14 protein-coding genes and 1 pseudogene are annotated in these 12,927 nt (G+C 68.6%); 9 read left to right on the top strand and 6 right to left on the bottom strand.

The window, feature by feature from the left end; all coding sequences use genetic code 11:
• Positions 1–31 precede the first annotated feature (31 nt).
• Positions 32–1,729 (top strand): glycoside hydrolase family 13 protein, encoded by a 1,698-nt coding sequence (locus P1L40_RS10210; protein ID WP_284006778.1) that lies wholly within the window; start codon positions 32–34, stop codon positions 1,727–1,729.
• A gap of 10 nt (positions 1,730–1,739) precedes the next feature.
• On the opposite strand, the gene P1L40_RS10205 is transcribed toward P1L40_RS10210, so the two are convergent.
• The 4 genes and pseudogenes from P1L40_RS10205 to P1L40_RS10190 all read right to left on the bottom strand — a co-directional run bounded on the left by P1L40_RS10205 (position 1,740) and on the right by P1L40_RS10190 (position 5,249).
• Positions 1,740–2,723, bottom strand: coding sequence for an A24 family peptidase (locus tag P1L40_RS10205; protein ID WP_284006777.1), 984 nt, complete (start codon positions 2,721–2,723; stop codon positions 1,740–1,742).
• Positions 2,724–2,815: 92 nt separating this feature from the next.
• Positions 2,816–3,206 (bottom strand): annotated as a pseudogene (gene fer / locus P1L40_RS10200) (ferredoxin Fer).
• Between the two features lie 71 nt (positions 3,207–3,277).
• Positions 3,278–4,477, bottom strand: a complete 1,200-nt coding sequence (locus P1L40_RS10195; protein WP_284006776.1) for an inorganic phosphate transporter — start codon at positions 4,475–4,477, stop codon at positions 3,278–3,280.
• Between the two features lie 82 nt (positions 4,478–4,559).
• A complete protein-coding gene (locus tag P1L40_RS10190; protein ID WP_284006775.1) occupies positions 4,560–5,249 on the bottom strand; it encodes a hypothetical protein in 690 nt (229 codons plus the stop codon).
• A gap of 245 nt (positions 5,250–5,494) precedes the next feature.
• Between P1L40_RS10190 and hisA the strand changes: the two genes are divergently transcribed.
• Both hisA and P1L40_RS10180 read left to right on the top strand, forming a co-directional pair.
• Positions 5,495–6,229 (top strand): 1-(5-phosphoribosyl)-5-[(5-phosphoribosylamino)methylideneamino]imidazole-4-carboxamide isomerase, encoded by a 735-nt coding sequence (gene hisA, locus P1L40_RS10185; RefSeq protein WP_284006774.1) that lies wholly within the window; start codon positions 5,495–5,497, stop codon positions 6,227–6,229.
• A 46-nt stretch (positions 6,230–6,275) separates the two neighbouring features.
• On the top strand, positions 6,276–6,926 hold the full coding sequence (locus P1L40_RS10180) for a HalOD1 output domain-containing protein (RefSeq protein WP_284006773.1): 651 nt from the start codon (positions 6,276–6,278) through the stop codon (positions 6,924–6,926).
• 15 nt (positions 6,927–6,941) lie between these two features.
• Here P1L40_RS10180 and P1L40_RS10175 read toward each other — a convergent pair whose 3' ends face one another.
• Positions 6,942–8,006, bottom strand: a complete 1,065-nt coding sequence (locus tag P1L40_RS10175; protein ID WP_284006771.1) for a TrmB family transcriptional regulator sugar-binding domain-containing protein — start codon at positions 8,004–8,006, stop codon at positions 6,942–6,944.
• A 60-nt stretch (positions 8,007–8,066) separates the two neighbouring features.
• Between P1L40_RS10175 and P1L40_RS10170 the strand changes: the two genes are divergently transcribed.
• The 6 genes from P1L40_RS10170 (at position 8,067) to P1L40_RS10145 (ending at position 11,905) form a co-directional block, all read left to right on the top strand.
• Positions 8,067–9,260 (top strand): MFS transporter, encoded by a 1,194-nt coding sequence (locus P1L40_RS10170; RefSeq protein WP_284006770.1) that lies wholly within the window; start codon positions 8,067–8,069, stop codon positions 9,258–9,260.
• A gap of 164 nt (positions 9,261–9,424) precedes the next feature.
• Positions 9,425–10,012: an imidazoleglycerol-phosphate dehydratase HisB gene (gene hisB / locus P1L40_RS10165; RefSeq protein WP_284006768.1), complete on the top strand. Its 588-nt coding sequence runs from the start codon at positions 9,425–9,427 to the stop codon at positions 10,010–10,012.
• Positions 10,013–10,516, top strand: a complete 504-nt coding sequence (locus tag P1L40_RS10160) for a TrpY family transcription regulator (RefSeq protein ID WP_284006766.1) — start codon at positions 10,013–10,015, stop codon at positions 10,514–10,516.
• Between the two features lie 41 nt (positions 10,517–10,557).
• Entirely contained in the window at positions 10,558–10,911 is a 354-nt protein-coding gene (locus tag P1L40_RS10155) for a DUF4260 family protein (RefSeq protein ID WP_284006764.1), read from the top strand.
• A complete protein-coding gene (locus P1L40_RS10150; RefSeq protein WP_284006762.1) occupies positions 10,908–11,270 on the top strand; it encodes a 2Fe-2S iron-sulfur cluster-binding protein in 363 nt (120 codons plus the stop codon). The genes P1L40_RS10155 and P1L40_RS10150 overlap by 4 nt, the downstream gene beginning before the upstream one ends.
• 32 nt (positions 11,271–11,302) lie before the next feature.
• Positions 11,303–11,905, top strand: a complete 603-nt coding sequence (locus tag P1L40_RS10145; RefSeq protein WP_284006761.1) for an IMPACT family protein — start codon at positions 11,303–11,305, stop codon at positions 11,903–11,905.
• 211 nt (positions 11,906–12,116) lie between these two features.
• On the opposite strand, the gene upp is transcribed toward P1L40_RS10145, so the two are convergent.
• Complete coding sequence (upp, locus tag P1L40_RS10140) at positions 12,117–12,794, bottom strand: uracil phosphoribosyltransferase (RefSeq protein WP_284006759.1); 678 nt, start codon at positions 12,792–12,794, stop codon at positions 12,117–12,119.
• Between the last annotated feature and the right edge of the window lie 133 nt (positions 12,795–12,927).

Below are 12,927 nucleotides of genomic sequence, written 5' to 3'. Positions count from 1 at the left end.
CCGAGCTACCGATGCACGGGCAGAGTCACCCGTGAGTGCTGACGAGCCAGACGACATCGACCGCGCGTGGTGGAAGGAATCGTTCGTCTACCAGATCTACCCGCAGAGCTTCAACGACAGCGACGGCGACGGGGTCGGGGACATCCAGGGGATCATCGACCGCCTGGACTACCTGGACGACTTGGGCGTCGAGATCGTCTGGGTCAATCCGCTGTACGACTCACCACACGTCGACAACGGCTACGACATCCGGGACTACCGCTCGATTCTGGCCGAGTACGGGACGATGAGCGACTTCGATGAACTGCTCGCGGAGATGCACGACCGGGACATGCGCCTCATCATGGATCTGGTCGTCAACCACACCTCGGACGAGCACGTGTGGTTCCAGAAGTCCCGCCAGCGGGAGGACCCCTACACCGACTACTACTGGTGGCACGACGGCGACGGCAGCGAACCGCCGAACAACTGGACCTCCGGCTTCGGCGGGTCGGCCTGGGAGTACGACGAGGCCCGCGAGCAGTACTACCTCCATCTGTTCGACGAGAAACAGCCCGATCTCAACTGGGAGAACGAGGCCGTCCGCGAGGAGGTATACGAGATGATAAACTGGTGGCTGGAGAAGGGGATCGACGGCTTCCGGATGGACGTGTTCAACCTGATCTCCAAGCCCACCGACCTCCCGGATGGCGACGAAGAGGAGGGGTGGGTCGGCTCGGAGCTGTTCGCGAACGGCCCGAAGGCGCACGACTACGTCGCCGAGATGGTCGAGGAGACGTTCGCCGACTTCGACGTGATGACCGTCGGCGAGGGGATCGACGCCGGCGTCGAGGACGCAAAACGGTACTGCGGCACCAGCGGGGACGGCCTGAACATGCTGTATCACTACGAGCACGTCCTGCTGGATTTCGACGACGACGAGGGGTGGTGGAAGGTCGACCCCTGGGAACTGGACGACCTGCGCGAGATCCTCTCGAAGTGGCAGCGGGAACTCGACGGGGACGACGCCTGGAACACGGTGTTCCTGGGCACCCACGACTGGCCCCGCATCGTCTCGCGGTGGGGCGACGACGGCCAGTACCGGCGGGAGTCGGCGAAACTGCTGGCGACGTTGCTGTTCTCGCTCCAGGGGACCCCCTTCCTCCTTCAGGGCGACGAGATCGGGATGACGAACTACCCGTGGTCGAGCCTCGACGAGATCCAGGACGCCGACGCGACCAACCGGATCGAGGGGGCGATCGAGGACGGCGAGATCGACGGCTTCGAGGACGTACAGGAGCTCATCCGCTACCGGTGTCGGGACAACGCTCGGACGCCGATGCAGTGGGACGACTCCGAGAACGCCCGCTTCACCGACGACGACCCCTGGCTCGCCGTCAACCCCAACCACGACGAGATCAACGTCGCGGCCGCCCGCGCGGACCCGGCGTCGGTCTGGCACTACTACCGGGAACTGATCGAACTGCGCGGCGACAGCGACCTGCTCGTGTACGGGAGTTACGACCTGCTGACCGAGGACGACCCGCAGGTGTGGGCCTACCGGCGGACGCTGGGCGAGGAGCGGGCGCTGGTCGTGCTCAACTGGAGCGAGGAGCCGGCGACCTACGAACTCCCGAGCGACGCCGACCCCGCGGAACTGGAGCCGATGATCGGGAACTACGAGGACCCGACAGCGGCGGGACGAACGCTCTCGCTGTCGCCCTACGAGGCCCGCATCTACCGGGCGTAGCGACCCCGCGCTACGCCAGCCCGACAGCCTGCATGATCGCGAAGAGCACGTCGCCGTAGGTCAGCGAGACGACCAGGCCGGCGAACATCGGGACGATGAACGGGATGCCCGGCGAGACCCACACCTCCTCTTCCTCGACCAGTACGTCCAGTCCCTCTTGGAGCTGGGTCGGCGTCGCGCCGTAGGCCGAGTGGTCGATGTCGTCGAGGAACTGCTGGGCGCCCCAGGGGTCGGCCGTGCCCGCCGTCCCGTCCGTGTCGTCCGGCACCGTGACCGGTTCGCCGCCGTCGGTCGCCAGCGAGCCGTCACCGGGCGGGTTCGGATCCGTCGGGAGCGACGCTGGATCGCGGTACCGCTCGGGGTCGGCCAGCACCTCCGCGAGCGTCAGCCCGCGGTACTGGAGATACATCCGGAGCGCGTCCAGGTCCAGCCCGCGCCGGGTGAACCCGTCCGGCGATTCGAGCAGCCTGCCGTACTCGTCGGTTATCTCGCCGACAGCGACGGGTTTCCCGATGAACATCGCGAGGTCGAACTCCCCGCGGGCGACGTTGCTCGCGGCCACCCCGATCGGGTAGACGACGCCGGCCAGCACGGTGTTCGAGAGGATCGTCAGCGAGAACACGCCCAGCGTGGTCGGTTCCAGCGGCAGCGCCACCGACGGCGAGGACAGCAGATAGGTGGGATAGACCGGAAAGAGGACGGCGATCAGCATGAACGCCTTCGCGTCGGCCCCGCCGAACCCGCCGATCCGCCAGAAGGCGTACGACAGCGGCAGGACGAACCCGAGGCTGATCGCGACACGGAGGAAGAACAGCCGTCCGCCGGCCGTGTTCAGTACCGTGTACGCGTCCCAGACCAGCAGGCCGGCCGCGAACAGCGCCAGCGGCCCCCAGATCTGGTTGGGGATCCGACGCGTCTTCACGTCGCGGTACGCCGCCCACCCGAAGACCGGGACGGCGACCAGTCGCAACAGGTCCGGTATCGACCCGAGCACGACTGTCACCACTTGGTGTGAACCCCTAATGGTTCCGGTCAGCGGCGCCGCCGCTGCCGGAGGGGGGAAGACGGTGAAAACTGCAGAGAGCGTCAGATGACGCGGTTCTGCAGGTAGTCGAGATGCTTCGCGTTGTAGACGATCTTGACCTCGTCGGCGTCGGGGGCTGCCGATGCAGGTCAGGCGGACGTTCTTCTCTTCGACTTCCTCGTCGCTGAGGATCTGCTGCATGTCCATGTCGATGTCGCCCTCGACGACGATGGCAGCACAGTTCGCACAGGCGCCGGCGCGGCACGAGAAGGGCCAGTCGTAGCCCTGTGCCTCCGCCGCTTCGAGGATGTACTCGCCTTCGTTGACTTCGATCGTTCCGTGGTCCTCTTCGCCAAGGCCCGCGTCGCCGGCCTTCTCGAAGAGGTCGTCGTCGTAGATATCCCAGCCGTTGTCGTCCACTACTTCGTAGTTAAGGTACTCTACCGTGGGCATCACCTGACGGGTTCGAACGCCGACTTGTTAGACTTTGCCCTTCAACACCGCGGGGCGAACAATCGTGAAGGTTAGGCCACCGGGAGAAACCGAAAGACGAGGTAGGCGGCGACGGTCGCGATCGAGGGGACGATGTTCTGCAGGAAGATGACGCGAGCCGTCGTCGCGGGCTCGAACAGGTCCGACGCTTTCGGGAGGTCTTCGCCCGACTCCTCGCCGATCGGTTCCGTGTCCTTTGGCTCGGGCGTCCCCTTCTGGCCGCCGACGGTCGGGGCGTCCTCTGCGTCGGCGGTCAGCGCCCCGACCGAAACGTCGGGTGCTTCACCCTGGACGGTGTCCGAGAGCCGCGTCGTCCGTGTCGCCCGCCCCCAGCCCAGCCCGACGATACTCATCGTGGCGATGATGACGAAACTGGCGGGGATCCCCAGCGCCGAGAGGAAGGTGACGATCGTCGAGGCGACCGCCGCGACGACGATGGCCGCCACCAGCGGGAGATCGGTGAGGTCGTTCCCGACCGTGTCCATCGTCCGTCGGGCGATGGTAAACGCGCCCAGCCCGATCGCACCGCCGCCCAGCAGGATCGCCGGGTACAGGTCCAGCGAGCCGTTGCCGACCAGCGGCGCGACGGCGTTGGCGACGTTCGACGCCCCGGCCGAGAAGCCCATGTAACAGCCGATCCCGATGACGACGACGGTCCCGACGAACTCGCGTGGGGTGGTGTTCTCGCCCAGTCGGACCCAGGGGAACCCCGAGTCGTCCCGCTCGACGAGCGCGCCCTCGCTCTGTGAGACGGCGAACCACTCGACCAGCGTCGGGTAGAAGTACCGGCCGATGACGCCGCTGACCCAGAAGGCGATGATCGGCGAGACGAGCCACCACGAGACGATTTCGAGCATCAGTCCCGCGTTGAGCGTGTTCTGGGCCAGCCCCAGGCCGGCGATGGCGCCGACGGCCGTCATCGAGGTCGACGCGGGCACGCCGGCCACGTTCGAGAGAAACAGCGCCGTCCCGATGAAAAAGAGGACGACGATGCTGATCAGCGGCGAGAACTGGGTCCCGACCAGGTCGCTGCCCAGGCTCTGGACGACGGCCGGGCCGACGAGCAGTCCACCGGCCAGCGCGAACACCGTCATCAGGGCCGCCGCCGAGAGCTTCGTCAGCGTGTTCGACCCGACCGCCGGGCCGAAGGCCACGCCCGTCGAGGAGCCCCCGATGTTGAATCCGACGAAGACCGCGACGACGAGCCCCAGCGCGAAGAGAACCTCGACCATACACCTGCCAGACGCTGGCGGGGGTAAAGGGTACCGTCTTCGGAATCGGCCGGCAGGACCGGACCGGTCGACGCTCGTTCGATCAGGCGTCCTCGGGGTCGTCCCCGCTGGGAGCGTCCCCGGGGTCGTCCTCGTTGCTTGCGAGTCGCTGCCGTTTCTCGGCGGCCGTCTCCTCGACCTCGGAGACGGTCTCCTTCGCGGCCTCGACTTCCTCGGTGACGGACGCGGCGGTCTCCTTGGCGTCGCTCGTCTTCGTCTGTGCCTCGGTCGCCTTGTCCTTGACTTCGGTCACGGTCTCTGCGGCGTCGTCGGAACCGGTCTCGGCCGCGGTCCGTTCGACCTCGTCGGCCGTCTGCTCGACCTCGACGGCGGCCTCGTCGACCGTCTCGGCGGCGTCCTCGACCGAATCGACGGTCGTCTCCAGTTCGTCGACGGTCTGTTCTAACTGCTCGGCGGCCTGTTCGAGTTCCGCAGCCTGTGTCGCGACATCCTCGTTGGTCCGCTGGAGGACGTTCGCCAGGGCGAGAAACTGGAGGAGGCCGACGACGACGAACGCCGAGACGGCGACGCTCGCGGCCGTCGCGAGTACCTCTTCCCAGGCGGGACCAGCATCGACGAGCCCGACGGTCACCAGCCCCCACGCCAGCGACAGTGCGACGGCGACGACCAGCACTGCCTGTGTGAACAGCCGGTACTGTGCCTCGTAGCGGCCGAACATGACGGCTTCGAGACGCCGAGCGAGCGGCGAGAGCAGTGGAACACCGGGCGACATACCCTACCGTTTCGCGGACAGCGGCAAAAGTCCGGGGCTCGAACGCTCCCAGTTCCACGGCTCACCTCCTCCACCGTTCCACGGCTCACTACGTTCGCCGTTCCGCCTCGATGTTTTCGCTGGCGCTCGGCACAACTCCCACCGCTCCACGGCTCACTACGTTCGCCGTTCCGCCTCGATGTCTTCGCTGGCGCTCAGACATCGCTACCGACACGCTTTCGACCGATGCCGACCCAGCCACGTCCATGTTCCCCGAGTTCGAGGTCGTTCCGGCCGTGGACATGCAGGACGGGCAGGTCGTCCAACTGGTCGGCGGCGAGCGCGGCACCGAGAAGACCTACGGCGACCCGGTCGAGGCCGCACGGCGGTGGATCGACGCCGGCGCCGGAACGTTGCACCTGGTCGACCTCGACGGTGCCTTCGAGGGCGAGCGCAAGAACGCCGCGGCTATCGACGCCGTCCTGGACGCCGTCGACGACGACGTTGGCGTCCAGTTGGGCGGAGGGATCCGGACCGTCGACGACGCCGTCTCCCTGCTCGATCGGGGCGTCGACCGTGTCATCCTCGGGACCGCCGCCGTCGAGACCCCCGAGATCGTCGCCGAGATCAGCGAGAGCCACCCCGGCAGCGTGCTGGTGAGCCTGGACGCGAAAGACGGCGAGGTCGTCGTCTCGGGGTGGACCGAGGGGACCGGGCTGGACCCCGCCGAGGCCGCACAGCGGTACGCGGACCGCGGTGCCGCCGGAATCCTCTTTACCGATGTCGACGTGGAGGGCCAACTCGCGGGTGTCCGGACCGACCCAGTCGAACGGCTGGTGGAGGCCGTCGACATCCCGGTGATCGCGAGCGGGGGCGTCGCGACCGTCGACGACGTGGTCGCGCTCCGGGATGCCGGTGCGGCCGCCGTAGTCGTCGGCAGCGCCCTCTACGAAGGGGCGTTCACGCTGGCCGAGGCGACAGACGCGGTCGACGGGTCGTGATCTGTCGGGGAGCAACGGTTATCTCGCCGCTCTGCCTATCGATGACATGCAGGGGAGCACTGTCGCAGCACTGTTGGTGACGGAGCGTGCGGCCGAGCGGGAACGGTTCGTGGACTTTTTCGCCACCGATCGGGAGATCCTCCCCAGTGTCGCGGGCTCCGCCGAGGCGGCCCTGTCCAGCCTCGACGCGACCGACATCGACTGTGTCGTGAGCGAAGCGCCCCGGGCCGAGCGTGCGCTCTCCGTGCTGACGGCCGCACGGACGGTCCGGGCGACTGTCGCGACGGTGCTGCTCACCTCCGACGTACCGAACAGCCGGTCCGACGGCGTCGCCGACATCGTCCTCCGCCGGACGGCGGCGAAGACGGACCTCCCCAGGCTCGGCGAGGCGATCCGGACGGTGACCGGCGTGGCCGAGATCGACCGCTCCGGCGGGAACGACTGGCGGTTCCTCGGGCGGTTCGACTGGGCCGAGAGCCCGGATGTCGGGACCGCCATCGTGACGGCGCTGGCCGGGGCGATCGGCCGGGACGCGCTGGAGATCGACCCGCTGTACGACAGCGTCGACCCCGGTGCGCTCGCACAACTGGTCGGCAGCGACGACTCGGGACCCGTCGTCGTCCAGTTCCCCCTCGCGGAGTACGTCGTCAGCGCCTCCGCCGCGGGGCCAGTGTGGTACCGCCCCGAGGTCGCCTGATCGGACGCTCGCGACTCACCCCGAGTACAGCGTCACCGCCGTCGCCCCGTATCCCTCGTAGAACGGTCTGATCCCGCCCTGTGTGTTGCCGGCGGAGACGCGGCCGTCGGGGGTCTCGAACACGAGGCTGTTCTCCATCGGGAAGTCGTTGGTCGGGTCACCGACGAGCCCCTGGCGGACCTCGACGACCGGGACCCGCTCGTAGGTCCGCTCGCTGCTGTCGAGGCCGGTGACGGTCACGTCCGCAAGGAGGTCCCGGCCGGCCGCCCGGTGGAGCGCGGCGTTGGTCGCGGCGGTCCGGAGGTGGTCGTAGGTCGCCGGCAACGGGTCCGGCTCCGTGACGTGGCGGTCCTCGCCCATCGGCCAGAAGTTCGCGACGACGTTCCCGAAGAAGCCGCTGCCGATCTCCCGCTGGGTGAACGCCAGCGCGTACTCCTCGCCGTGTCGGCCCGAGAGGACGCCGTGGGCACCCATCAGCCCCCGCGTCTCGTCGGCGATGACGTGGACCGGCGCCGTCGCGTCCCAGGTCCGGGCCACGTCTGCGATCCGTCCCCACTCCTCGTCGAGGGCGTCGGCGGACAGCGGCGCGACCGCCAGCAGGTAGACGAACACGCCCCGCTCCTGGGCGTCGGCCAGCGCCGTGCGGAGGTGTTCGATCTCCGGTGCCGGCACGACCAGCAGCGCCTCGTGGTCGGCCACGTCGAGTGCGCTCCGTGCGCGCTTGCGGACGGTCGCCCGCGAGTGGACGACCTCGACGGGCGGCCCCCCGTCGGCGGGCTGTTCGTAGAGGTCGTCGATCGTCTCGCCGAGTTCCTCGACCCGCGTCGACAGCGCGCCGATGGCGTCCTCGGGCGGTCGGGCGCGCAACACCGTCGGACTCTGTGTCTCGTCGATCGTCACCAACCCACGGTCGGCCAGCGCCGCGGCGATGTCGTAGACGTACCCCTGCGAGACATCGGCGGCCCGCGATACCTCCCCCGTCGTCGCCGTGCCGGCCTTCAGGACGGCCAGATAGGCCTCGATCTCCTTCTCCGAGAGCCCGAACGTCGCGAGGTGGTCCCGGAGCGCGTCGCCAGACATGGGAGAGGATTGTACTACTATATACAAAATATTTTTCCACTAGGCCACACAGGGTGGAGTATGAACGAGACGGCCAACGTCCACGGGGCCGAGACGGAACGAGACACCAGGCGGTGGTGGACGCTGGCCGTCTTCGCGTACGTCGCGCTGGAGGGGGCCGGCCTGCAGATGCGCGGGGCGGTCATCCCCGAACTGCGGACCACGTTTGGCGCCCCCGACTGGCAGTTGGGGCTGGTCGCGCCCGCCGGGACGCTCGGGTATCTGCTGGTCGTGATGCTCGTCGGCGCGGTCGCGAGCCACTTCGACACGCGCCGTCTGCTCCTGGTCGGCTTCGTCGGGACCGGCGTCGGGATCTTCTTCATGGGCGTCGCCCCGTCGTTCCTGTTGTTCCTGTCCGCGCTCGCTGGCCGCGGGCTCTTTACCGGCGTCGGCCGGGGGACCGACCGGCCGCTGTTGAGCCACCTCTACCCGGCCCAGCGGGGGCGGCTCTTTAGCTACTACGACATGATGTGGGCGGTCGGCGCGACCCTCGGGCCGGCGCTGGTCGCGGCGGCCGTCTGGCTGGGCGACTGGCGGCTGGCCTACTTCACGCTCGGGCTCGCGTTCGTCCCGCTGGTCGGGCTGGTGTGGTATCTCCCGACGCCGACGGTCGACGGCGGCGACGACACCCTCGACATGGCCGAACTCCGTCGGATCGGTCGCCAGCCCGAGGTGCTGGCGACGGCGGTGACGCTGTTTCTCTCGGCCGGCGTCGAGGGCGGGCTGTTCACGTGGCTGACGACGTTCGCCGACGGCCGGCTCTCGGGCCCGCTCGCGACGGCCTCGCTGAGTATCATGCTCGCCGCGTACATCCCCGGCCGGCTGGCGTCGGGGCGGCTCTCGGAGCGCTTTGGCTACGCCCGTCTGGGACTCGTACAGGCCGCCCTGCTCGTCCCCGCCTTCCTCTACACCTTCTTCTTCGCCGAGGGGCTAGCGCTGCTTGCCGGCTTCTTCCTCATCGGGCTGGTGCTGTCGGGGCTGTACCCGACGATGCTGGCCTACGGGACCGAGGCCGTCCCCGAGCACAGCGCCCCGGTCAACGCCATCGCCGCGGTCACCTCCGCCGCCGGGATCGCCGCCGTCCCGGCCGCCATGGGCTTTCTGATCGGTGACGCGGGCATCCTCCAGGCGATGCGCCTGCTGTGGGTCCCGATCGCGGTGTTGCTCGCGGTGACGCTCGCGACCTGGCTGGTCATCGGCCGGGTGACGGAGTAGCGGTGACGGAGGGCTGCGGCTTCGGAGACACTGATTCGAACGGCCAGTCCCCCGAGTTCAGCCGGCCGGGACTTTCTGGCCCTCACACGACCACAACACACCAGCAGCGGGTACAGCGACGCCTAGCCGTGAGGTCCAAATAGCCGGCCCGACACCGTGGGAGTATGACCGACCGCACGGCGGCCGTCACGCGCGAGACGGCCGAGACGGAGATCGAGGTGACCCTGGAGGTCGACGGCGACGGCGAGTCGACGGTCGAGACCGGCGTCGGCTTCTTCGATCACATGCTGACCGCCTTCGCCACCCACGGACTGTTCGACCTGACGGTCCACTGTGACGGCGACCTAGAGATCGACGACCACCACACCGTCGAGGACGTGGCGATCACGCTGGGAGAGGCCCTGTCCGACGCGCTGGGCGAGAAACGCGGTATCCGGCGCTTCGCCGACCGGCGGGTGCCACTGGACGAGGCCGTCGCAAGCGTCGTCGTCGACATCTCCGGCCGGCCGTACTACGAGTTCGACGGCGAGTTCTCCCAGGCCGAGGTCGGCGGGATGACCAGCCACATGGCCGGGCACTTCTGCCGGTCGCTGGCGATGAACGCCGGGCTGACCCTCCACTGTGGCGTCGAAGGGGAGAACGCCCACCACGAGATCGAGGCGCTGTTCAAGGGGCTCGCGCGGGCCTTGGACGACGCGACCCGCATCGACGAACGGCGCTCCGACGTGGCGAGTACGAAAGGCGAGCTATAGATGTTCGACGAGATCATGGAGAAGTTCGCGGACTCCCCGGGCCAGCAGGCCGTCATCCGCCTGCTGCTCGAACGGGGGTTCTCGGTCAACGAGGACGGCCGGGTGGTCTCGGGCGGGATCGAGATCCCGAACACGGGGATCGCCCGCGAGGCCGGTGTTGACCGGCGGGTGGTCAACGCGACGACCGACGCGATCCTGGACGACGACGAACTCCGGCGTATCTTCCGGAACATCTCTGCGGTGCCGAGCCTGCTGGACCTGGCGCCGGTGCTGGACCTGACCGCGATCACGGTCCACGTCCGGGACGCCGACGAGTCGGGCATCGTCGCCGCCGTCACGGGGGCCATCGCCGACCGGGGCATCCCGATCCGGCAGGTCCTCACCGAGGACCCGGAGTTCACCGACGAGGCCGTCCTCTACGTCATCACCGACGAGGAACTGCCCGGCGATCTGGTCAACGAGATCACCCGGATGGCGTTCGTCCGGACGATCGAGCTGGCGTAGCGCCCGCCACGTCTTTGTCCCGCCACACCGACTGTCGAGGCATGAACCCACGGACACTCGTCCGGGCCGAAGGGGCGATCGTCGCCGCCGCCGCGACGGCGACCTACGCGCTCCAGGGGCGGTCCCTGCTCGTCTTTCTCGCGCTCGTGCTCCTGCCGGACGTGTCGATGGCCGGCTACCTCCACAGCCGCCGGGTCGGCGCGACTACGTACAACGCCGTCCACACCTACCTCGGCCCGGTCACACTGGCGGCCGCCGGAATCCTGACCGGGACCGGACTTGCCGTCGGTGTCGCGCTGATCTGGACCGCTCACATCGGGGCCGACCGCCTGTTCGGGTACGGGCTGAAGTACGCCGACCGCGAGTTCGGCGACACGCACGTCCAGCGGCTATGACCGCGACGATCACCGTCGAGAGCCCGGACGGCGAGCGCCGCGAACTGACCGCCGACGCTGGGGCGGTCCTCCGGGACGTGTTGCTGGCCGCCGACATCTCCCCGCACGGCCGGTACGCGCGGTCGCTCAACTGTGGCGGCCGGGGCATCTGTGCGACCTGTGGCGTCCGGGTGGCCGACGACCCCGAACCCGAACACTGGCACGACGACCTGGCCGACCGCTTTGGCTATCCGCGGCTGTCCTGTCAGCTCCGGGTGCGTGACGGGATGGTCGTCAGGCTGCTGGACAAGCGGGTGTGGGGGAGCCGAGACCCCGGAGCCAGCGGGCCGACGGGGGGCGAGGGGGAGCCGGAAGGATAAGCGCTATTCGCCTCCCGCCGGTACTGGCTCCCGTGCCAGACAGCTACCGGACGGTCGGCGAGCGGGCCGAGGCACGCTTTACCGTCCAGGGCTCGGAGTTCATCGGCCACGTCGCTCCGGCGACGACCACCGACGCGGCCGAGGCGTTCGTCCGCGAGATCGAGGCCGCCTACGACGACGCGACCCACAACGTCCCGGCCTACCGGGTGCGATCCGACCCGTTTCGGGAGTATTCCAGCGACGACGGCGAGCCAAGCGGCAGTGCCGGCAAACCGGCGTTGAACGTCCTCCAGCAACGCGAGATCGAGAACGTCGTCTCCGTCGTCACCCGCTACTACGGCGGGACGAACCTCGGCGTCGGCGGCCTGGCCCGGGCGTACTCCCGGGCGGTCAAGGACGGCGTCGACGCGGCCGGCGTCGTCGAGGAGGTTCCCCACGAGACGTTCTCGGTCACGGTGGCGTACGACGATTCGGGCAGCGTCCGGGGCCTGCTCGAATCCGCCGGTGTCGAGTTCGAGGCCGCCTACGAGGCCGACGTGCGCTTCGACGTTCGGGTCCCGGTCGCCGAGGGGGCGGGGCTGCGCGACGAGATCAGGAGCGCCACGAGCGGCCGCGCCGACATCGACGGGTACTGACTGCGTCGCCGACACCGCCGACTGCAGCGGCTGGTGCGCGACGGACGATGACACGACACACGGATTGGATAGTAGTTCGACTGGAACGGGTCACCCGACGACGTGTCGCGTTCTCCAGTTGAAACGAAGGGGTTAGGGAGCGGGGCGGCGGCGAGAACTCGCAGTACCACTCGTTCACCGATGCACCTAAAAGATGTTTCGGTCCGCGCGGTCAGTCCGTCCGGAAAGCGCGGTCGCCGGCGTCGCCCAGGCCCGGGACGATGAACCCGTCGTCGTCCAGTTTCTCGTCGATCGCGACGGTCAGCACGTCCACGTCCGGGAACGCGCTGGAGACACGGACGATGCCGGGCGGGGCCGCCACGGCCGACAGCGTCAGCAGCGTCTCCGGATCTGTCTGGCTCGTCGTGATGTGTTCTAAGACCGCACACATCGTCGACCCCGTCGCGAGCATCGGATCGGCGACGATGACGGTGTCCTCGGGGCGGATCTCGGGCAGTTTCACGTAGTCGATCGAGATGGGGAACTCGCCGTCCTCGTCCATCCCCGCCGCCTCGTCGCGGCTGGCGGAGATGACGCCCTGTCGGGCGCGGGGGAACGCCTTCAACAGCCCCTCGACGAAGGGTGTGGCGGCACGGAGGACGTTGACGATGACGACATCGTCCAGCCCCTTGACGCGCTCGCCCATCGTCGTGGTCAGGGGCGTCTCGATCTCGACGTACTCGGTCTCCATCCGCCCGTCGACGATCTCGTACCCACAGAGCCGACCGAGCCGGACCAGTCCCTTCCGGAAGGCGACCTGTTCGGTGCCGACATCGCGGAGCTTCGAGAGTTCGTCTTTCGCGAGGGCGTGGGTGACGACGGAGGCGTCGCCGCGCTGTTCTATCGCCATGTCCCGGGCCTACAGCAGGCTGGGGGTAAACAGTTTCCACTCCGGTGGCTCTGTGGTGGGCGCCGACTGCCAGGCGCGGAGAGCGTATCGACCACCGTTCGAGTCGGTCGACACGACGCGGACGAGTGACCTG

Origin of the sequence: Haloarcula pelagica, from assembly GCF_030127105.1 — an archaeon.
Taxonomy (GTDB): Archaea; Halobacteriota; Halobacteria; order Halobacteriales; family Haloarculaceae; genus Haloarcula; species Haloarcula pelagica.
The sequence above is the reverse complement of the archived record's forward strand: the minus strand, read 5'-3'. Positions and strand labels throughout refer to the sequence as shown.